This window comes from Ensifer sp. ENS06 (genome assembly GCF_014852205.1).
GTDB classification, from domain to species: Bacteria; Pseudomonadota; Alphaproteobacteria; order Rhizobiales; family Rhizobiaceae; genus Ensifer; species Ensifer adhaerens.
The window spans coordinates 148,248-169,219 of the sequence record NZ_JACVBC010000013.1 but is presented as its reverse complement, the minus strand read 5'-3'; the positions used below and the strand labels follow the sequence as shown (position 1 = coordinate 169,219).

The following is a 20,972-nucleotide window of genomic DNA, read 5'->3' as shown; positions in this document are numbered from 1 at the left end:
GCATTCCGCTCCAGGCCATCGGGAGGAACTGAAAAATCATGATCAATGGGAGTGAGACATGAAAAAATTGCTGACCGCCGCACTTTCGGCTGCGCTCGTCGCCGGCACGGCGCATAGCCAACAGCTGAACTTCGACGATACTGCCGAGTTCGACAGACAGCGGACGCTGCTGACGGCCAAGGCCAATGGTCCCGACGGGGAGCCTTGGGAGCAGTACTACGGCGACCAGATGGCCGACACCGCAAAGTACAAGAAGCCAGGTCCCTACACGATCTGCTTTTCAAACGCCGGCGTGAACAATGCCTGGCGGGTAACCGGCTGGACGAACATGCAGGCCGAAGTAAAGCTCCATCCGGAAATCAAGGAGCTCATTCACGTCGATGCCGAAGGGTCCGACGACAAGCAGATCGCCGACATCGACGACCTCATCAACGGCGGCAAATGTTCGGCCCTGATTGTCTCGCCGAATACGACGGCAGCCTTGACGCCTGCAGTCGAGAAGGCTTGTGCCAAGCTGCCGGTGATCGTCTTTGACCGCGGCGTCAACACCAAATGCCCGGTCACCTTCATCCATCCGGTGGGTGGTTACGGCTTCGGTATCCAGGCAGGCGAGTTCGTGGCGGCGACGGCACCCGCGGGCGCCGACGTCCTGATGCTGCGCATCGTACCGGGTGTCGATGTGCTCGAGACCCGCGCGTCCGCGGCCAAGCGCATTTTCAAGGAGACAGGGCTGAACGTCATCGGCGAGGAATTCACCGAGGGCGACAATGCCAAGACCAAGTCGATCGTCGAAGACTACCTGCAACGCGGCAAAATCGACGCGATCTGGATGGACGCTGGTGCCACAGCAGTTGCAGCCCTCGAAGCCTTCGAGGATGCGGGCCTGCCGCCCCCGATCATTACCGGCGAGGACCAGCAGGACTTCCTGGTCAAGTGGAAGTCGGAAGGCTTCAAGGCGATAGCCCCGACCTATCCGACCTACCAATGGCGCACGCCAATCATCGCGGCAGTGAAGGTGCTGCAGGGCGAGGCGGTGCCGGGTCCGGAATGGGTAATGCCGCAGCCGGCGATCACGGCAGAAACGCTCGATCAATATGTCGACGCCAAGATGCCCCCGCTGCATCACGCCATGTGCGGCTGCGAGAAGCTGCCGGACTATCCCGCCGCCTGGGGTGGAAAATAAGCTTGAAGACCGAGCCGCTTGCGGCTCGGTCTCAGTCCCATGAGCTGAGTAGCAAGCCCAGCTTTCTCATTGTCTTGAGCGGCCTTCGGCTGACGGCACGAAGCGTGCAGCCGCTACGGCCGTGTCAACAGGATCGAGATGCCCTGTCCGACGCCGATGCACATGGTGGCGATCGCACGCTTGGCACCCTGCGCTTCGAGCTCCAACGCGGCGGTCAACGCCAGGCGTGCACCGGACATGCCGAGCGGATGGCCGAGCGCGATGGCGCCGCCGTTCGGATTGACACGGGGCGCATCGTCGGCAAGCCCCAGTTGCCGCATGCAGGCGAGCGCCTGCGCTGCAAAGGCCTCGTTCAACTCGACGACATCGATGTCGCCGATGCCGAGACCAAAACGTTCCAGGAGCTTGTGCGTGGAAAAGACCGGTCCGATGCCCATGATGCGTGGGGCAACACCGGCCGTTGCCATGCCGTCGACGCGGGCCAAGGGCTGAAGTCCGTAGCGCTCGACCGCGCCGGCTGAGGCGAGAATGAGCGCGGCCGCGCCGTCGTTGACGCCCGATGCGTTGCCCGCGGTTACCGTGCCATTGGCGCGGAAGGGCGTCGGCAGGCTCGCAAGCTTTTCGAGCGTCGTCTCGCGCGGATGTTCGTCGTGTTCGACGTGGGTCGTCTCGCCCTTGCGTCCCTTGATCGCGTAGGCGGCGATCTCGCGGGCGAGACGCCCGCTCTTTTGCGCAACTGCCGCGCGCGCCTGGCTGCGCAGTGCAAAGGCGTCCTGATCTTTGCGGGAGATGGAAAATTCGGCGGCGAGGTTTTCGGCGGTCTCCGGCATCGAGTCGATGCCGTATCGGTCTTTCATGGCCGTGTTGATGAAGCGCCAGCCGATCGTCGTGTCGTGGATCTCGGTGCTGCGCTGGAACGGGCCTTCGGCCTTCGGCATGACGAAGGGCGCACGCGACATGCTTTCGACGCCGCCGGCGACCATGATTTCGGCCTCCCCCAGCCGGATCGCGCGAGCGGCATAACCGACTGCATCGAGCCCGGAACCGCACAGCCGGTTGATGGTCGTTCCGGCGACCGTCTCCGGTAGCCCGGCGAGCAAGGAGGCCATGCGGGCGACGTTGCGATTGTCCTCACCCGCCTGGTTGGCGCAGCCAAGTACGACCTCGTCGATCGCTTCGGCCGGAATGGATGCTACGCGCGCCAGCGCCTCGCGGATGACATGGGCCGCAAGATCGTCCGGGCGGGCGCTCGAGAGTGCTCCGCCGTAGCGGCCGATGGGGGTTCGCACGCCGCCGACGATGTAGGCTTCAGCCATGAGATTTATCCTTTGCTTTGCCCGGCTGCAAACATCGGCCCGCCGTTGTGCGCGGGAAATCCGTAGCCGTTGATCATCACGAGATCGATGTCGCCGGGACGCGCGGCGATGCCTTCGGCGAGCAGCGCCTTGCCTTCGTCGCACATGGCGTTCAGAAGCCGGTTCATGATCTCATCGGATTTAAAGGCGCGCGGCGTGATGCGCTTGGCTGCCCGCGCCGTTTCGATCATCGCCGTGACGTCGGGATCAACGGTGCGCTCACCATCGGGATAGGCGTACCAGCCGCGGCCACTCTTGCGGCCGAGACGGCCGGCCTCGCAGAGCCTGTCGGCGATTTCGACATAGCGTGCGGCAGGATCGCGTGTTGCCGCCTGTCGCTTGCGTCGTGCCCAGGCAATCTCCAGTCCGGCCATGTCGTTGACGGCGAAGATGCCCATCGGAAAGCCATAGGCCTCGAGCGCGGCGTCGATCTCCTGCGGCAGTGCTCCATCTTCCAGCATGAACTCCGCCTCGCGGCGATAGGCCGAGAAAATGCGGTTGCCGATGAAGCCTTCGGTGACCCCGGTTACGACCGGCAGCTTGCCGAGGCGTTTGACGAAGGCAAGCGCCGTCGCCAGGACGTCCGGCGCGGTCTTGGCGCAATCAACGACTTCGACGAGCCGCATCACGTTGGCGGGCGAAAAGAAATGCAGGCCCACCACCCGTGATGGATCGACCGTCGCCGCCGCGATCGTATCGGGGTCGAGATAACTGGTGTTGGTCGCGAGGATGGCGCCCGGTGCGACGATGCCGTCGAGCTTCTGAAACAACTCCGTCTTGACCTGGAGGTCGTCGAACACCGCTTCGATGACGAGGTCAGCTTTCGCGAGCTCAACGGCTTCTGCGGTGGTCTGCAGCCGCGCGAGGCATTCGTCGCGTCCGTCAGCAGTCAATCGTCCAGCCCGCACGGTCTTGTCGAGCGTCTCGGCAATGCGTGCCCGTCCGCCGGCTGCGGCTTCTTCCGTCTGCTCCAAGGCGACCACGCGGTAGCCGGAGATCAAGGCGGAGACCGCGATGCCGGACCCCATCAGCCCGGTGCCGACGACACCGACGATCGCGATCGGCCGAGGCGAAACCTTGTCGAGCCCTTCGACCTTGCCGGCGGCGCGCTCCGCAAAAAACACATGCCTGAGGGCCGCTGACTCGACCGAATCCCGCAGACGCCGGAAAGTCGCGCGTTCCTCAGCCAGTCCTTGCTTCAGGTCGAGTTCACCGGCTGCCTTAACGAGGCGGATTGCCTCGGCGGGGGCAGCCTGGCCGCGGGCCTTTGCCAGAACCTTCGCTTCCACCGCGCCGACGGCTTTGGCGTGCGCAGGCGGGACGGCGATCATGCCGGTCCGACGGAGCGGCTTGCCAGCTTGCTCTTGAACGAAAGCCAGAGCGACAGCGACAGGATCGGCGGCAATGCTGTCGGCAAGCCCAAGCGCCACAGCTTCGGCGGCCTTCACGGCACGACCGGTTCCGATGAGATCGATCGCCATGACCGTGCCGATCAGGCGTGGCAAGCGCTGCGTCCCGCCAGCACCCGGGACAAGCCCGAGCTTTACCTCGGGCAGGCCGAACGACACCTTCTCGCCGGCAATCCGGCCGTGGCAGGCAAGCGCCACTTCGCAGCCGCCGCCAAGGGCGGGGCCGTTGACGGCTGCGGCAACCGGCTTGTCGAAGGTCTCGATGCGCTCGATCACTTCGGGAAGCAGCGGGTCGACCGGCGGCTTGCCAAACTCCCTGATATCCGCGCCGCCGATGAAGGTATTGCCGGCGCCGGTGATGACGAGACCCGCAATCGTCGACCGTTCGGCAACATGGTCAAGCGCCGCCATCAGGCCGGAACGGACATCCGCGGAGAGCGCGTTGACGGGCGCGTTGTCGATGGTAACGAGGAGAACGCCACCTTCAAGTCGGGCGGAAACGCTTTCGGAAAATCGGATCTCGGCCATGCTGCCAAACCTCAATCGGGGACGACGGCCGTTGCCTGGATCTCGATCTTGGCGCGGTCTTCGACGAGCGAGACGACCTGCATCGCAGCCATGGCCGGGAAATGCCGGCCGATGATGTCGCGATAGGCCTGACCGATGCCGCGCAGATTGCCGACATATTCCTGCTTGTCAGTGAAGTACCAGGTCATGGTGGTGATGTGCTGCGGCTCGGCGCCGCCGGCCGCAAGCACTGCGACCACGTTCTTCAGCGTCTGGCGCACCTGCTCGACGAAATCGTCGGTCTCGAACTCGGACTGCGCGTTCCAGCCGATTTGGCCGCCGATGAAGACGGTGCGGCCTTTGGCCGAGACGCCGTTGGCATAGCCGATGGGCTTAGCCCAGCCTTCAGGTTGCAGGATGGTGTGCATCGGTCGTCTCCAGATGTTGTGTCAGCGCGGCGCGGATATCGTCCGGCCAGGCACAAGAAGCGTGATTGTCGAGCGAGGTGGCAACGACCCGCTGTTTTGCTGTCCAGAGCACGGCGCCTCTCGCCGAGACCGTGTGCTCCATGTCGAGCGACGAGCGGCCAATGCCGCGCACCGCCAGCGCGAAATCCAGATCGTCGCCCTGGAAGCCCGGTCGAGAGAAGGTGAGATCGAGGCGCACCGTCGGCACGCCGATCCGCCGCTCGTCGTTCATGGCTTTCCAGGGAAAGCCGAGCGAGGCGAAGAAGTCCTCCGTCACCCCGACAAGAATATTGAGATAGGACGGGAAGTAGGCGATCCCCGAGGGGTCGCAGTCTCCGAACCGCAGTGGTCTCGTGGTCCTGAACATCGATGCCGACCTCAGTTCGCAAAGGCGGCAATGCCGGTGATGGCACGGCCGAGGATCAGCGCATGGATGTCGTGGGTACCCTCATAGGTGTTGACCACTTCCAGATTGACGAGGTGGCGGGCCACCGGAAATTCGTCCGAAATGCCGTTGCCGCCGAGCATGTCGCGCGCAGTTCTGGCGATTTCCAACGCTTTTCCGCAGGAGTTGCGCTTGAGGATCGAGGTCAGTTCGACCGGCGGATTGCCTTCATCCTTCATGCGCCCGAGGCGCAGGCAGCCCTGCAGGCCAAGGGCGATTTCGGTTGCCATGTCCGCAAGCTTCTTCTGGATCAGCTGGTTGGCGGCAAGCGGCCGGCCGAACTGCTTGCGGTCGATCACGTATTGCCGCGCCGTGTCATAGCAGGACTCGGCTGCACCAAGGGCGCCCCAGGCGATGCCGAAGCGCGCGGAGTTGAGGCAGGTGAAGGGGCCCTTCAGTCCTGTCACCTCAGGCAGCATGTTTTCGTCCGGCACGAAGACCTCGTCCATGACGATCTGGCCGGTGATCGATGCCCTTAAGCCCACCTTGCCGTGGATCGCCGGCGCGCTGAGACCCTTCCACCCCTTTTCGAGGATGAAGCCGCGGATGGCGCCATCTGATGTCTTTGCCCAGACGACGAACACGTCGGCGATCGGCGCATTGGAGATCCATGTCTTTGAACCGGACAGCAGATAGCCGCCATCGACCTTGGCGGCCTTGGTGATCATCGATCCGGGATCAGAACCGTGGTCTGGCTCGGTCAGGCCAAAGCAGCCGATCTTGGTGCCGGCAATCAGTCCTGGCAGGTATTTGCGCTTCTGCGCTTCACTGCCGAAGGTATGGATCGGCACGATGACGAGCGAAGACTGCACGCTCATCATCGAGCGGTAGCCGCTGTCGATGCGTTCGACCTCACGGGCGATCAGGCCGTAGGAAACGTAGTTGAGGCCGGCGCCCCCGTATTCCTCCGACACCATCGGACCGAGCAGGCCGAGTTCGCCCATCTCGGCAAAGATCGACGGATCGGTTTTCTCGTGGCGGAATGCCTCCTGGACGCGCGGAGCCAGACGGTCTTCGGCATAGCGCGCAGCGGTCTGGCGCACCATGCGTTCTTCTTCGCTCAACTGCTGATCCAGGTTGAACGGGTCCTGCCAGTCGAATGACGCCTTCGAACCATGCATGTTCGACACCCCTTGTTATCGTCCCGTGCCCTTCATCAGCTCGCGGCCGATGATGAGCTTTTGAACCTCGGTCGCGCCCTCGTAGATTCTGAGCGCGCGGATCTCGCGATAGAGCCGCTCGGTGATCTCGCCGACGCGCACGCCGCGGCCGCCAAAGAGCTGCAGCGCCTGGTCGATGACCCATTGCGCGTTCTCGGTCGCGGTCATCTTGGCCATCGCCGCTTCGCGCGTCGTTGGTCGTTTCTGCACGTCGCGTTGCCACGCCGTGCGGCCGGTCAGGAGTGCTGCCGCGTCGATAGCGGTCGCCATCTCGCCAAGCGTGCTTTGCGCCGTCGGCAGATCGCCAAGGGTCGCGCCGAACATCCTGCGGCTCTTCGCGTGGGCCACCGCCTCGTCAAGCGCGCGCCGGGCAAATCCGATCGCGGCGGCTGCCACGGACGGGCGGAAAATGTCGAGGGTGCGCATGGCGATCTTGAAGCCTTCGCCAGACGCGCCCAGAAGTTGCGACGCCGGGATGCGGCAATTGTCGAAACGAAGGCGGGCGAGCGGATGCGGCGCAATCGTCTCGATGCGCTCGGGGATGGTAAGGCCCGGCGTATCGGCGAAGACCACGAAGGCGGAAATGCCGCGCGTACCCGGCGCCTCGCCTGTGCGGGCAAAGACGGTATAGACGTCGGCGATGCCGCCGTTCGAGATCCAGGTCTTTTCACCGTCGAGTACGAAATGATCGCCATCCCGGCGCGCAGCGCACGCCATCGCCGCGACATCCGAGCCGGCCTCGGGTTCGGAAAGCGCAAAGGCGGAGATCCATTCGCCGCGGGCGACCTTGGACAGGACGGCGTGTTTCAACGCCTCGGAGCCGGACAGGCTGATCGCACCCGTCCCGAGGCCCTGCATGGCGAAGGCAAAGTCGGCAAGCCCGTCTGTGTAGGCGAGCGTTTCGCGGATGAGGCAGAGCGACCGGCTGTCGATCTCGTCGCTAGCACCGCCGAACGCCTTTGGCACGCAATGGCGAAGCACGCCTGCAGTACCGAGTGCCGCGACCAGCTGCTTGCAGGCGGCATCGACATCAGCGTGATCGATCTCGCCGAGGCCGCCACGAGCCACGAAGGCGTCGAGTTCCGCAGCGAGCGCACGGTGACTGTCATCGTAGAACGGCCAGTCGAGATGATCGCGGGAAGGTGGGCGCAAGGTCGTGCCATGGGAACTCATGCTCAGTTCCCCTTGAATTCAGGCTTCGCCTTGGCGGCAAAGGCCTCGAAGGCGCGGCGGAAGTCGCCGGTCGCCATGCAGATCGCTTGCGCCTGGGCTTCCGATTCGATCAGTTGGTCGATACCCATCGCCCATTCCTGGTCGAGCATCTTCTTGGTCATCGCATGGGCAAACCAGGGGCCGTCGGCGATACTGCGTGCAAATTTCTGGGCTTCGGCAAGCAGCGACGGACGCTCATGCAGAGCATTGTAGAAGCCCCAGGCGTGGCCTTCCGACGCGGTCATGACGCGGCCGGTGAAGAGCAGGTCGGCGGCGCGGCCCTGGCCGATGATGCGGGGAAGAATGCCGCAGGCGCCCATGTCGGCGCCGGCCAGCCCGACGCGGGTAAAGAGAAAGGCCGTCTTCGCCTCGAGCGTTGCCACACGGAAGTCCGAGGCCATGGCCAAAATGGCACCGGCGCCGGCGCAGATGCCGTCGACGGCTGCTATGACCGGCTGCGGGCAGGCGCGGATCTGGCGGACCAGTTCGCCGGTCATGCGGGTAAAATCCAGCAGATCGGGCATCGCCATACGCGTCAGCGGCTCGATGATCTCGAACACGTCGCCACCGGATGAAAAGTTGTCACCGGCGCCGGCCAGCACGACCGCGCGCACGTCGCTGGCGCGGGCAAGCGAGCGGAAAAGATCGCAAAGTTCCTCGTAGCTTTCGAAGGTCAGCGGGTTCTTCTTTTCCGGACGGTTGAGGGTGATCGTGGCGACGCGTCCGTCAGCATCCGTTTCGAACAGGAAGTGCTTGGCCTTGTGGTCTTTGAAGGCGCGCTTCTTGGCCTGCATCGGGTTTGTCATCTCTATCCTCCAAGAACTTCGCCGCCGGCGACAGCGATCGCCTGACCAGTGATTGCCGTCGCCTTTTCCGAGACGAGCCACGAGACCGTGTGGGCGATTTCTTCCGGCGTCACCAGGCGTCCCTGAGGGTTGGAGCGAGCAAGGCTGGCGCGCGCTTCCTCGCGCGAACGGCCGGTCTTTTCGCTGATCGTATCGAGCGCGCCGTCGATCAGCGGCGTGTCGGTGAAGCCGGGGCAGACGGCATTGACGGTGACGTCGGTGCGCGCAAGCTCAAGCGCCAGTGCCCTCGTCAAGCCGATGACGCCGTGCTTCGACGCGCAATAGGCCGAAACATAAGCATAGCCGGTCAGGCCCGCGGTGCTCGCAACGTTGACGATCCGGCCGTTGCCGGCCCGCCGCACGGAGGCAAGCGCTGCCTGCGTCACCAGATAGACGCCGGTGAGGTTGATGGAAAGCACCCGCTGCCAAAGCGCGAAGTCGGTCTTTTCGAACGGCGCCGAGGGCGCTTCGCCGGCGCAGTTGACGAGAACGGCAATCTCTCCGGCTTCAGCGATCGCAGCCGTGATACCTTGCTCGACGGCCTGCGGGTTGGTCACATCGAAGCCGTCACGGACAAAGGCCTGTCCGCCGGCAGCAAGGATGTCGCCCCGTACCGCTTCAAGCGGTGCTGCGCGCCGACCGGCGAGGCTGACGATGTGGCCGTCGGCGGCGAGCCTAAGGGCAATCGCCTTGCCGATACCGCTGCCGGCGCCTGTGACGAGGGCGTGCCTTGTCATGGCTTGCCTGCCGTCGTTGCGGCGCGCGCCAGGTTGTTCACGTACTGGGCCCGAGCCGAATGGTACTGTTTCGGCCAGGGCTCGCCGTCATAGCCAATCTTTGCCGCCTCGTGCATCACGAAGGACGGATCGGCCAGATGCGGGCGGGCAATCGCGCAGAGATCGGCTCGACCGGCTGCGATGATCGAATTGGCGTGGTCGGCCTCGGAAATCGCCCCGACCGCAATGGTCGGAACCTGGATCTCGTTGCGGATCTTATCGGAAAATGGCGTCTGGAACAGGCGACCATAGACCGGTTTTTCTTCTTTCACCACCTGGCCGGACGAGCAGTCGATCATGTCGGCGCCCGCCTCCTTGAACAGGCGGGCGAAAATTGCCGCGTCCTCGGGCGTGTTGCCGCCCTCGTGCCAGTCATGGGTCGAGAGGCGAACCGACATCGGCCGGTCCTCGGGCCAGACTTTACGCACTGCGTGGAACACTTCGAGCGGGAAGCGGGCGCGGGCGGCGTGATCGCCGCCATAGTCGTCGGTGCGCAGATTGGTAAGCGGCGACAGGAAGCTCGACAGCAGGTAGCCGTGCGCGACGTGCAGTTCGAGGATATCGAAACCGAGGTCACGGGCCCGTTCGGTGGCTCGCACGAAATCGGTGACGACCCGGTCCATATCCTCCCGCGTCATTTCGCGCGGCATGTCCGAATGCTTGAGGTAGGGCAGGGCGGACGCGGAAATGAGTGGCCAGCCGCCTTCGGCCAAGGGCTGATCGATCCCCTCCCAGGCGACCTTTGTCGCGCCCTTGCGGCCGGCATGGCCGAGCTGGATGCCGATCTTGGCGGGGGTCTGCTGGTGTACGAAGTCGACGATGCGCTTGAAGGCCTGGGCCTGCTCGTCGCTCCAGAGCCCCAGACATCCGGGCGTGATGCGGGCATCGGCCGACACACAGGTCATTTCCGGGAAGACGAGCGCCGCACCGCCCATGGCGCGCGCGCCGAGATGAACGAGATGAAAATCGTTCGGCACGCCGTCGGCTGCCGAATACATCGCCATCGGCGAAACCACGATGCGGTTCTTCAGCGTCAGGCCGCGGAGCTTGAACGGCGTAAACATCGGCGGCGGAACCGCCCCGTTCGCCGCCGGCGCCACACCGGCGCGTTCGGCAAACCAGCGCTCGAAGCCTTCGAGCCAGTCCTTGTCGCGCAGGCGAAGGTTCTCGTGGCTGATGCGCTGCGAGCGGGTCAGCATCGAATACATGAACTGTTCGGGCTCCAGCGTGTCGGCATAGCGCGTGCCGACCACTTCGAACCATTCCATCGCATTGCGGGCCGCATTCTGGATGCGGGCGACATCGACGCGGCGCACCTCTTCGTAAGCCGACAGCACGGCGGGAATGGTTGCCTTGTCGTGGCCCAGAATATCGAACTGGCGGGTGAGTTCGATCGCGTCATCGATCGCAAGCTTGGTGCCCGAGCCGATGGCGAAATGGGCCGTGTGGGCACTGTCGCCCATCAACACGACATGGCTGTGGCCGTTGAAATGGCTCCACTTTTCGCAGATCAGCCGGCCGAAGTTCAGCCAGGCGGAGCCGCGCAAGTGCCGCGCATTGGTCATCAGCTTGTGGCCGTCGAGCGTGCCTTCAAAGAGCTTTTCGCAGAACGCGATCGACTGGTCCTGGTCCATCTGGTCGAGGCCATGGGCGCGGAAGACGTCGTCGGTGGTCTCAACGATGAAGGTCGAGGTGTTCTCGTCGAAGCGGTAGATATGCGCCTGGAACCAGCCATGCTCGGTGCGCTGGAAGTCGAAGGTGAAGGCGTCGAACTTCTTGTCCGTGCCGAGCCAGACATAGCGGTTCGGCCGGATCACCATGTCCGGCTTGAAGATGTCGGCGTATTTGTTGCGGATCCTTGAGTTGACGCCGTCGGAGGCGATGATCAGATCGGCGTCGGCGAACTGCTCGTCGCTTTCCACGTCCTGCTCGAACAGCAGTTCGACGCCGAGTTCGAGGCAGCGTTCCTGGAGGATGTTGAGCATCTTCTTGCGGCCGATGCCAACGAAGCCGTGGCCGGTCGTGCGGATCTTGCGGCCCTTGAAGACCAGCTCGATGTCGTCCCAATGGTTGAAGGAAACCTCGATCGCCTCGGCGGTCTCCGGGTCCCATTGCCGCATCGACTGCATGGTCGCGTCCGAAAAGACGACGCCCCAGCCGAATGTGTCAAAGGGGCGGTTCCGTTCGACGACGGTGACGTGATGCTCCGGATGCTGCCGCTTCATCAGCAGCGCAAAATAAAGGCCGGCAGGCCCGCCACCGATACAGACGATCCGCATGTCGTTCTCCTCCCGAGTTCCGGCTGCGCGTCACCGTCGAGCTGGCACAAGTGGCCATGCTGGACTGTTGCAAGCAGGGTGGACTCGTTCAGGAGAAATTTCAAGCTTAAAATTGTTTTGGGCAGATGGGAAGCCGACGCCGGGCGCTCGCAGCGCCGCCGAGCGGCGTCGCATCGCTTCGAGGCCGGTGCGGCAGAAAGTAAGGCAGTTGTAGGCAGAAGCGCCGTGGACTCAGGAATTTCGCGCGAGCGAGGCGATGATCGACCGCTTGAGTGTGGCAAGCTCATCCATCAGCACGCCGCCTTCCTTGGCCGGAAGGCCGGCAAACAGATCCGAGATCCAGTCGGCATGGCTTGCTGCCATCTTCTCGAATTCGGCGCGGCCGAAGGGGGTAAGCGCGATGATCTGCACACGCCGATCGGTCGGAAGCGTCGTGCGGCTGATGTGGCCGCTCTCGGTCAGCCGTTCCACCAGCACCGTGATGTTGCCGGGGGAGACCATCATGCGCTTGGAGACTTCGCCAAGCACCATGCCGTCAGGCGCACGCTCGAGCTGGGCCATCAGGTCGAAACGCGGCAAGGTCGAATCGAATTCTTCCCGCAACCGCCGACGGATTTCGCTTTCGACAAGTGTCGAACAGGTCAAGAGACGCAGCCATAGCCGGAGCTCTGCACGGTGATCGCCCGGAGCCTCGAGCGCCTTGGTCTCGCCATCGACCCATTCCGGCGAGGTGTCGAACTTGTCTTCACCCATCATTCCCAACGTCCGCTTCCAACCCTTGGCCGCAAATCAGCGGCTCTTTCGTTTTTCTGCTTTTAGAGAGGTAAGCAGGTCTTGGACAGGTTGTCACGGGCCGTCATTTGGACGCAAGCCCAGGTACCGACTGGGCGAGCAGCGGCGACGCGCGACCGCCATCCTCGGACTGGACATAGACGTTGACGGTAAAGCCGATGTGCTCGGCCATCAGGGTGCGGGCACGCTCGATATCGCGATCGAGTGCTGCCTCCATCAGCTCGGTATGGTGCTCGATCGCCATCGCGTCCTCAAGCGCCGAAACGGCCTCCTCGTAGCCTGCGCTCATACCGGCGGCGGCCCTAATCGTCGGCGCCAGACTTAGGAAGCGGTGGTGACGGCGAAGCTGGTCGGAGATCGTCGCCTGAAAGCGCGTGAGCCAGCGCGACCGCGCAGCGCTGATCAAGGCCGTATGAAACCCGGCATGCTTCTCGTCCCACTCGTCGACTTCGCTCTCGGAGAAGCGCTCGACGGAAACCTTGCAGCGCGACAGCCGGTAGTGTGCCGTGACGACGGCGGATTCCCAGGCGCTGTCGCCGTTCTCGATCGACTCGATGAGCAGCGGCATTTCGACGGCAAGGCGGGCGCGGGTGAGGTCGTCGAGTTCCTCGCGTGACACCGGAGCAACAGCAAAGCCGCGATTACTGATGGCGGTCACCAGCCCTTCCGCCTCCAGCCGCGACAGAGCCTCGCGTAGCGGCGTCCAGCCGATCCCGTAGCTTTCGCGCAGCGTGCTCAGCTTCATCGGCGCGCCCGGCTTCAGCCGCGTTGCGAGAATGTCGCGGCGCAGCAACCGGTATGCCGATTCCGTTTTGGTCGACTGTTCGTGGTCTTGCATCAGGTTCCCTTAGCGCCCACACCGGGTCGATACAAATATATATAGTTCTGCGCCTCATGTGAAAATATATATATTAATTTGACAAGAGGCCGGAGCGGTTCCATGATCCGCGCAAGCCGCCGAGGAGGGCGGTAACGCTCGTCAAATTCTGGGAGGGATGTATGAGCAGGCTTAAGAGCACGTGGCTTTCGGGATTGGTTGTCGCCGGTGCAATGGCATGGGGACTGGGAGCAGCGGCCGCTGATCCGATTCGCATCGGCATCGCCAATTTTGGCGAGCATCCGCAATTGAACGCATCGATCGCCGGCTTCAAGAAGGCGCTGGCCGAAAACGGCTTCGTCGAAGGCAAGGACGTCGTCTACACCGAGAGCCACACCAATTTCGACGCCTCGCTGGTGCCGCAGATGATCGCCAAGCTGCAGGCCGAACAGCCGAAACTGGTCTACACGATCACCACGCCCGTCTCGCAGATCGCCAAGAAGGCGCTCGCCGGCTCCGGCATTCCGGTCGTCTTCTCCGCCGTTACCGATCCGGTGGCCGCCAAGCTCGTTCCGTCTTGGGAGGCCGGTGACGACGGCATGACCGGTGCGACCGACCTTCAGGACGTGGCCGCCGTCATGGCCTTCACCCACAAGCTGCTGCCGAACGCGAAGCGCTTTGGCGTGCCCTATAATCCGGGTGAGGCGAACGACCAGGCCCTGCTCGACAAGATCAAGGAAGCAGCGCCTGACGCAGGCTTCGAGGTCGTGGAGGTCGGCGTCGACAATGTCAACGACATCCAGCAGCGCATCGCCTCCTTCGCCGGCAAGGCCGACGTGATCTATACGCCCGCATCGAACCTGCTGCAGCCGGCGATCGGTGCTGTGTCGGCAGCCGCGCGCCAGGCGCAGATCCCGATCGTAAACTCCGACGACGGTGCAGTGCGTGACGGCGTCGTACCGGCAAGCTTTGCGGTCAACTATGAGCAGGTCGGCGTCAATGCCGGCAAGATCGCTGCTCAGATCCTCAAAGGTGCAGACCCGAAGACGATCGCGCCGTCGCGCCCGGCCTATGAGGATCACGCGCCGCTGATCTCGAAGAAGGCTGCCGCTGCCTTCGGCATCGAAGTGCCGGCAGCGCTCGCGACCGAATGCAACTGCGTGGTCGATTGATCTCCGTCTTGTCTCTTCAGTGACGGCGCCCCGAGCGCCGTCATCTCATAAGTTAAGGGGGAGCCAATGCTGGAAATCAGATCGGCCCGCAAAGTTTTCTACAAGGGGCAGGCGGACGAAAAAGTCGCGCTCGACGGCCTCAATCTCAGCCTTGCCACGGGCGAATTTGGCGTCGTCATCGGTTCCAACGGCGCCGGCAAGAGCAGCATGCTCAACGCCATTTCGGGTGCATTGGTGCTCGATAGCGGCCAGATCGTCATCAATGGCGACGACGTGACCGCAACGCCCGTACACAAGCGCGCGATGCGGCTTGCCCGCGTGTTCCAGGACCCGATGCGCGGCACCGCTGCCTCGATGACGGTGGCCGAAAACATGCTGCTTGCCGAATTGCGCAGCAACAAACGCACCCTGCGGCGCGGCCTAAACGCGACGCGGCTCGCCACCTACAGGGAACGCTTGTCGCTGCTCGGGCTCGGCCTTGAAAACCGCCTCGACACACGGGTGGAGCTGCTTTCCGGCGGCCAGCGGCAATCGCTGTCCTTGATCATGGCGGTCGGCGGCGAGCCGGAACTGCTGCTGCTCGACGAACACACCGCAGCGCTTGATCCGCGCACTGCCGATATCGTCATGCAGGCGACGATCCGCGCGGTCGAAGCCCTGAAGCTGACAACGCTGATGGTGACGCACAACATGCAGCACGCGGTGGATTTCGGTCACAAGGTCATCATGCTCGACGCCGGGCGCGTCCGTCTCGAAATCGACGGCAAGGAAAAGGCGCAGACGACCGTGCCGGATCTGATCGGCCACTTCTCCGTCAAAACCGACCGCATGTTCCTGGCGAGCTGACGATCATGGATATTATTCAAAATACCTTCGCGAGCTTCGTCTCGCTCGTTCCCGTCACGCTCGCGCAGAGCCTGATCCTCGCCTTCGTCGTGCTCGGGATCATGATCCCGTTCCGCATGTTGAGCTTCCCGGATCTGACCAGCGAGGGTGCGTTTCCGCTCGGCGGCTGCGTCTGCGGCGTGCTGATGGCGGCGGGCATGTCGCCGCTCGCCGCGATCGCTATCGCACTTCTCGCCGGATTCGTTGCCGGCTGCTGCACGGCCTTCATCCATCTGCGGTTCCGGATCCACACGCTGCTCGCCGGCATCCTGATGATGACGATGCTTTATTCGATCAACCTCAGGATCATGGGTCGCTCGAACCTCTCGGTCTTCGGTGCGCCAACGGTGTTCGACTGGGCGCCGGGGCTGCAGCCGGGCTTCCCCGCAAGCAAGATCGTCGTCGCGGGCCTGATCGCACTCATTGTCTTCGTCCTGCTCTACCACTTCTTCCGCACGGAGAAAGGCACGGCCGTTCGCGCCGTCGGCGCCAATCCCGATATGGCTGAAGCTCAAGGGATCAATGTCTGGATGGCGACGATCGGTGGCGTTGGGCTTGCGGGTGCGTTTTCGGCGGCAGGCGGCGCGCTGATGGTGCAGTCACAGGGCTTTGCTGACGTCAACATGGGCCTCGGCATCCTGATCAACGGCCTTGCGGCGCTGATGATCGGCGAGGCGATCGTCGGCAAGCAGAGCGTGGCGCGCCAGCTCGCTGCGCCGTTCGTAGGTGCGATCGTCTACTACCAGCTCGTCTCCTTCTGCCTGGCCGCCGGCATGCCACCGCCGGACCTGAAACTTGCGACCGGCCTCTTCGTTCTGGCCATGCTGGCTCTTCCGAGCCTCAAGCGAAGCCGCGGCCCTGCGCCCGCCCGCGAAACCGTTCGCGAATAAATGAGGACCACCTTCATGAATGCAGTTCCTGATCTTGCCGCGATAAAGGCCATGGATGTGGCCGATGTGCTCAGCCCGATGCGCGAGCGTTTCATCCTGCCGCCGGGTCTCATCTATCTCGACGGCAACTCGCTCGGCGTTGCCTCGACCGCCGCCTTCGACGAGCTTCGCAAGGCCGCCACCGAGGAATGGGGGCAGGACCTCATCCGCAGCTGGAATACGGCCGGCTGGTTCGAGATGCCGCTGACGCTCGGCGACCGGGTCGGGCGGCTGATCGGGGCGGCCGCCGGCCAGACCGTCGTCTGCGACACCACGTCGATCAACATCTACAAGGCCCTCCATGCGGCCATGGCCTTGCGGTCCGATCGGTCGGTGATCGTCAGCGAAGGCGGCAGTTTCCCGACCGATCTCTACATGGCCGAAGGCGTGGTCTCGACGCGTCCGGGCGCCTCGCTCAGGCTCGAAGGGGTCGATGCGCCCGAGATCGAGGATCTGATCGATGGCAGCGTCGCCGTCGTTCTGGTCAACCACGTCAACTACAAGTCCGGCGAGCTGCGCGATATGGCGGCCCTGACCCGCAAGGCGCACGAACATGGCGCACTGGTCATCTGGGACCTCTGCCATACGGCCGGCGCGTTGCCAGTCGATCTTGACGGCGCCAATGTCGATTTCGCGGTCGGCTGCACCTACAAGTACCTGAACGGTGGCCCCGGAGCCCCCGCCTTCATCTATGCGGCCACCCGTCACCACGGCGATATCCGCCAGCCGCTCACCGGCTGGTGGGGACACGCCCGTCCCTTCGCCTTCGAGAAGCACTATGCTGCCGGCGAGGGCATCCGCCGTTTCCTCTGCGGAACACAGCCGATCCTGTCGCTGCGGGCGCTAAAGGGCGCGCTCGACGTCTGGGACGAGGTCGACATGAAAGCGCTGCGCGAAAAGAGCATCCAGCTCACGGATCTCTTCATCGCGCTCGTTGAGGCGAAATGCGGTGCCCACGGTCTGGCGCTCGAAAGCCCGCGCGACGGAACCAAGCGCGGAAGCCAGGTGTCGTTCAAACACCCGCACGCTTACGAAATCATGCAGGCGCTGATTGCCCGTGGCGTTATCGGTGATTTCCGCGCGCCGACGACGATGCGCTTCGGCTTCACGCCGCTCTATGTGAGCTACGCCGACGTCTGGCAGGCCGTCGAAATCCTGGAGGACATCCTCAGCACCGGTGCATGGCAGGATGCGCGCTTCGCGGTCCGTGCGGCCGTAACCTGATTGATGGCACCGAAGAGCAGCGGGCGGTATTTCGCCCGTTGCCTCTTGTTCAGACACATACCGAGGCTGCCGCCCCGCAGCGGATTCGTTCAGAGCCATTGTGCCTGGAGGCGAGAGGACGGCTAACGGGGGATTTAAGCAATGATCGCGCCACACCGCCCGACCCCGGAGGAAATCGCCGATGCCCGTAAACGCATCGCGCCGCATTTCGCGCGCACACCGCTCGTCAGGCTCGATCTTGGGTTTCCGGACCGTCAGATATTCCTGAAACTGGAGACGCTGTCGCCAATTGGCGCGTTCAAGCTCCGTCCCGCCTTGAACGCTGTGTTGTCGCGCGATCCGGCCGAACTCGAAAGCGGCGTCGCAGTCACCAGTTCCGGCAATATGGCCTATGGCATGGCCTGGGCGGCACGCCTCATCGGTGTGCCGATGGTTGCCTACATGTATCGCGGCGCACCCCAGACCAAGATCGACGGTGTGCGTGCGCTCGGCGGAGAAGTACGGTTCGTCAGTGCCGAGACCTGGTGGGACTACATCACTGGCGCCGATCATCCGGATGCGCCGGAACTGCTGATCAATCCGGTGACCGATCAGGCGGTGCTGGCCGGGAACGGCTCCATCGGTGTGGAGATCATCGAGGATCTGCCCGATGTCGACGTCGTGCTTACCCCGTATGGCGGCGGCAGCATGACCACCGGGGTGGCCAGCGCTATCAAGGCCGCTTCCGACCGCTGCCGTGTCTTTGCGGTTGAAGATGACAGCGCCGCCCCTGTTTCGGCGGCCCTGGCCGCTGGCCAAATCGTGACGATCGAAACCCGCCCCTCCTTTATCAAGAGCATCGGCGCACCGTCGCTGGTGCCACAGATCTGGCCGGTGGTCGGTGACCTGATCGATGGGGCGATTGCGGTCAGCCCGGGGCAGGTGACCGAAGCGATGCGGATTCTCTTCAAGAAGGCGAAGATCGTTGCCGAAGGCGCGGGTGCTGCCTCGCTTGCCGCCGCAATCGCGCGACCGGATCTCAAGGGAAACATCGTCTGCGTGGTCTCGGGCGGAAACATCGACGCGGCTGCCTATTCCACAGTGCTCGGCGGTGGCATTCCCTCGGCCTGAGCGACCGATCAAACGCCGAGATAGCGATCCTGGAGTTCTGGCGTCAGCGCAAGCGGCGCTCCCTCGAATACGGTCGCGCCCTTTTCCAGGACGAAGCAGCGGTCGGCAACGGGCAGGAGTTCCGAAAGCGTCTTGTCGACGACGAGGATCGACTGCCCTGCCGCCTTCAGAGTGCGGATCGCCGACCAGATATCCTGGCGAATGACCGGCGCCAGCCCTTCCGTTGCCTCGTCGAGAATGAGCAGGCTGGGATTGGTCATCAAGGCCCGGCCGATCGCAAGCATCTGCTGCTCCCCGCCCGAAAGCGTGTTGGCATACTGAGCGCGCCGCTCGCCGAGGCGAGGGAAGAGCGCGGTCACTTTCTCGAAGGTCCATTCGTTGCCGCGAGCCGTGGCGACGAGGTTCTCCATGACGGTGAGATTGGGAAAGCAGCGCCGTCCTTCAGGAACGAGACCGAGACCGAGCCTTGCAATCCTGTGCGGGCGCAGGCCGGAGATGGTCTTGCCGGCAAAGGAGATGGCGCCTGAACGCGGGCGCACGAGCCCGAGGATCGAGTTGATCGTCGTCGTCTTGCCCATGCCGTTGCGGCCCATGAGCGCGACGACCTCGCCCTCGCGCACATCGAGGTTGACGCCGAAGAGCGCTTGGGATGCGCCGTAGAAGGTTTCGAGACCTTTGAGTTCGAGCAGGCTCACGCGGCTTCTCCCAGATAGGCCCGGCGCACATCCGGATCGCTGCGGATTTCATCGACTGTGCCTGACGCGATGATGCGGCCGTAGACCAGCACGGAGATGCGATCCGCCAGCGCAAAGACCGCATCCATGTCGTGCTCCACCAAGAGCATTGGCGCTTCGTGACGCAGCCCATCAAGGAACGAAGTCAGCCGCTTGGAGCCCTCCGGTCCCATGCCGGCCATGGGCTCGTCGAACAGAAAGACTTTCGGCGACAGCGCCAGCGCGATGGCGATTTCGAGTTGCCGGCGTTCGCCGTGCGAGAGTTCGGCCGCCGGCACGTGGGCACGCGCAGCAAGATCGACGCGCTCCAGCATCGCCATCGCCGGTTCGGTCAGTTGCTTGTCGTTGCTGACCTGGCGAAAGAAGTGGAAGCTGCTGCCGTGGCGCGCCTGCACCGCCAGCATGACGTTGCGAAGAGCCGAGAATTCCTGCGCCAGCGAGGAGATCTGGAAGCTACGGGCAAGGCCGAGCCTTGCGCGGGCGGCCATATCGAGGCCGCCGATATCCTGGCCGAGAAAACGGATCGTGCCGCTGTCGGCCCTGAGCGATCCGGCAATCTGGTGGATCAGCGTGCTCTTGCCGGCGCCGTTCGGGCCGATCAGCGCATGGATCTGCCCCGGGTGAAGCTCGAGGCTGACGCCATCAGTCGCTTTAAGGGCGCCGAAGGATTTTCTGAGGTCGCGGATTTCGAGAACGGGCTCAGACATGGCGCGGCTTTCCGGAGAGGAGACCCAGCAGACCGCCGCGGGCAAACAGCACGATGCCGAGCAGGATGAGGCCGAGGAAGAACTGCCAGCGCTCGGTGATGCCGCCGAGCACATATTCGAAGAAGACGAAGATCATCGCGCCGGCAACCGGGCCGAACAGTCGGCCTTTGCCGCCGAGGATGATCAGCACGATCAGTTCACCCGACATGTGCCAGGAGAGCATAGAGGGACCGACGAAGCGATTGAGGTCGGCATAGAGCGCGCCGGCAAACCCGGTGATCATCGCCGAGACGGCGAAGGCGACGAGGCGGATGTTGAAAGGTGCGATGCCGACTGCGGCAAGGCGGGTACCGTTCTGTCTCGCCGCCTGCAGGGCGCTGCCGAAGCGTGAACCCTCGACCACGCGAAACAGAAGCAGCGCCGCCATCAGTGCCGCGTAGCAGATCAGGAAATAGGGCAGGGGCTTGGCCGTGTTGACGCCGGGAAAGGCGTTGCGCATCGACAGCGACAGGCCGTCCTCGCCGCCATAGGCCGGCCAGGAGATCGCGAAGTAGTAGATCATCTGCGCGAAGGCGAGCGTGATCATGATGAAATAGACGCCTGAGGTGCGCAGGCTGATCGCACCGATCGGCAACGCGATGAGCCCGGCGACCGCGACGGCGACGACCCAGATCAGCGGCATGGATGTCGTCGCCGGAATGCCGGCAAAGAGCGGCTCGGCATTGAAGGCGTGCGTGGCGAGGATGCCGGCGACATAACCGCCGAGGCCGAAAAAGGCCGCATGCCCGAAAGAGAGCAGCCCACCAAGCCCGAGCGCCATATTGAGGCCGACGGCGGCAAGCGCCAGCACGACGATGCGGGTTGCGAGCGTCACATAGAAGGGTTCGCCCAAGCTTGCAGCCAGTATCGGCGCACCGAGAAGCAGCAGGGCGAGCAGCAGGTTGATTGTGGTTTCGCGGGTCAT

General features: G+C 63.8%; 20 protein-coding genes. 6 read left to right on the top strand and 14 right to left on the bottom strand.

The annotated features are described in order from the left end of the window. Positions 1-58 precede the first annotated feature (58 nt). Positions 59-1,183: a substrate-binding domain-containing protein gene (locus tag IB279_RS30255; protein WP_060580779.1), complete on the top strand. Its 1,125-nt coding sequence runs from the start codon at positions 59-61 to the stop codon at positions 1,181-1,183. A gap of 113 nt (positions 1,184-1,296) precedes the next feature. Here IB279_RS30255 and pcaF read toward each other — a convergent pair whose 3' ends face one another. The 11 genes from pcaF to IB279_RS30200 all read right to left on the bottom strand — a co-directional run bounded on the left by pcaF (position 1,297) and on the right by IB279_RS30200 (position 13,268). Next, positions 1,297-2,499: a 3-oxoadipyl-CoA thiolase gene (gene pcaF / locus IB279_RS30250; RefSeq protein ID WP_060603473.1), complete on the bottom strand. Its 1,203-nt coding sequence runs from the start codon at positions 2,497-2,499 to the stop codon at positions 1,297-1,299. Between the two features lie 5 nt (positions 2,500-2,504). After that, the gene (locus IB279_RS30245) at positions 2,505-4,475 is read right to left on the bottom strand and encodes a 3-hydroxyacyl-CoA dehydrogenase NAD-binding domain-containing protein (protein WP_192340452.1); all 1,971 of its coding nucleotides are present in this window, start codon (positions 4,473-4,475) and stop codon (positions 2,505-2,507) included. An 11-nt stretch (positions 4,476-4,486) separates the two neighbouring features. Then, complete coding sequence (locus IB279_RS30240; RefSeq protein ID WP_034796252.1) at positions 4,487-4,882, bottom strand: RidA family protein; 396 nt, start codon at positions 4,880-4,882, stop codon at positions 4,487-4,489. After that, entirely contained in the window at positions 4,860-5,288 is a 429-nt protein-coding gene (locus IB279_RS30235; protein WP_192340450.1) for a thioesterase family protein, read from the bottom strand. The genes IB279_RS30240 and IB279_RS30235 overlap by 23 nt, the downstream gene beginning before the upstream one ends. An 11-nt stretch (positions 5,289-5,299) precedes the next feature. After that, positions 5,300-6,487: an acyl-CoA dehydrogenase gene (locus IB279_RS30230; RefSeq protein ID WP_034796255.1), complete on the bottom strand. Its 1,188-nt coding sequence runs from the start codon at positions 6,485-6,487 to the stop codon at positions 5,300-5,302. A gap of 15 nt (positions 6,488-6,502) precedes the next feature. Next, on the bottom strand, positions 6,503-7,699 hold the full coding sequence (locus IB279_RS30225) for an acyl-CoA dehydrogenase family protein (RefSeq protein WP_192340449.1): 1,197 nt from the start codon (positions 7,697-7,699) through the stop codon (positions 6,503-6,505). A 2-nt stretch (positions 7,700-7,701) separates the two neighbouring features. Continuing rightward, positions 7,702-8,544, bottom strand: coding sequence for an enoyl-CoA hydratase family protein (locus tag IB279_RS30220; RefSeq protein WP_034796259.1), 843 nt, complete (start codon positions 8,542-8,544; stop codon positions 7,702-7,704). 2 nt (positions 8,545-8,546) lie between these two features. Next, on the bottom strand, positions 8,547-9,320 hold the full coding sequence (locus IB279_RS30215) for an SDR family NAD(P)-dependent oxidoreductase (RefSeq protein WP_192340447.1): 774 nt from the start codon (positions 9,318-9,320) through the stop codon (positions 8,547-8,549). Beyond that, positions 9,317-11,638: a bifunctional salicylyl-CoA 5-hydroxylase/oxidoreductase gene (locus tag IB279_RS30210; protein WP_060580772.1), complete on the bottom strand. Its 2,322-nt coding sequence runs from the start codon at positions 11,636-11,638 to the stop codon at positions 9,317-9,319. Before IB279_RS30210 ends, IB279_RS30215 begins: the two co-directional genes overlap by 4 nt. 231 nt (positions 11,639-11,869) lie before the next feature. Continuing rightward, the gene (locus IB279_RS30205) at positions 11,870-12,394 is read right to left on the bottom strand and encodes a MarR family winged helix-turn-helix transcriptional regulator (protein ID WP_226020898.1); all 525 of its coding nucleotides are present in this window, start codon (positions 12,392-12,394) and stop codon (positions 11,870-11,872) included. Between the two features lie 100 nt (positions 12,395-12,494). Then, a complete protein-coding gene (locus IB279_RS30200) occupies positions 12,495-13,268 on the bottom strand; it encodes a GntR family transcriptional regulator (RefSeq protein WP_060518015.1) in 774 nt (257 codons plus the stop codon). Between the two features lie 161 nt (positions 13,269-13,429). Here IB279_RS30200 and IB279_RS30195 point away from each other — a divergent pair, with 161 nt between their 5' ends. The 5 genes from IB279_RS30195 to IB279_RS30175 all read left to right on the top strand — a co-directional run bounded on the left by IB279_RS30195 (position 13,430) and on the right by IB279_RS30175 (position 18,567). Beyond that, on the top strand, positions 13,430-14,419 hold the full coding sequence (locus IB279_RS30195; protein ID WP_034796266.1) for an ABC transporter substrate-binding protein: 990 nt from the start codon (positions 13,430-13,432) through the stop codon (positions 14,417-14,419). A 66-nt stretch (positions 14,420-14,485) separates the two neighbouring features. Next, positions 14,486-15,265, top strand: a complete 780-nt coding sequence (locus tag IB279_RS30190) for an ABC transporter ATP-binding protein (RefSeq protein WP_034796269.1) — start codon at positions 14,486-14,488, stop codon at positions 15,263-15,265. Positions 15,266-15,270: 5 nt separating this feature from the next. After that, complete coding sequence (locus IB279_RS30185; RefSeq protein WP_192340445.1) at positions 15,271-16,194, top strand: ABC transporter permease; 924 nt, start codon at positions 15,271-15,273, stop codon at positions 16,192-16,194. Between the two features lie 15 nt (positions 16,195-16,209). Beyond that, the gene (gene kynU / locus IB279_RS30180; RefSeq protein WP_113136082.1) at positions 16,210-17,457 is read left to right on the top strand and encodes a kynureninase; all 1,248 of its coding nucleotides are present in this window, start codon (positions 16,210-16,212) and stop codon (positions 17,455-17,457) included. A 141-nt stretch (positions 17,458-17,598) separates the two neighbouring features. Further along, positions 17,599-18,567: a threonine/serine dehydratase gene (locus IB279_RS30175; RefSeq protein WP_060518011.1), complete on the top strand. Its 969-nt coding sequence runs from the start codon at positions 17,599-17,601 to the stop codon at positions 18,565-18,567. Positions 18,568-18,575: 8 nt separating this feature from the next. Here IB279_RS30175 and IB279_RS30170 read toward each other — a convergent pair whose 3' ends face one another. The 3 genes from IB279_RS30170 to IB279_RS30160 are packed head-to-tail and all read right to left on the bottom strand — an operon-like array spanning position 18,576 to position 20,972. Continuing rightward, a complete protein-coding gene (locus IB279_RS30170) occupies positions 18,576-19,262 on the bottom strand; it encodes an ABC transporter ATP-binding protein (RefSeq protein WP_192340443.1) in 687 nt (228 codons plus the stop codon). Then, positions 19,259-20,008 (bottom strand): ABC transporter ATP-binding protein, encoded by a 750-nt coding sequence (locus IB279_RS30165; RefSeq protein WP_060580769.1) that lies wholly within the window; start codon positions 20,006-20,008, stop codon positions 19,259-19,261. Before IB279_RS30165 ends, IB279_RS30170 begins: the two co-directional genes overlap by 4 nt. Continuing rightward, entirely contained in the window at positions 20,001-20,972 is a 972-nt protein-coding gene (locus IB279_RS30160; RefSeq protein WP_034796282.1) for a branched-chain amino acid ABC transporter permease, read from the bottom strand. Before IB279_RS30160 ends, IB279_RS30165 begins: the two co-directional genes overlap by 8 nt.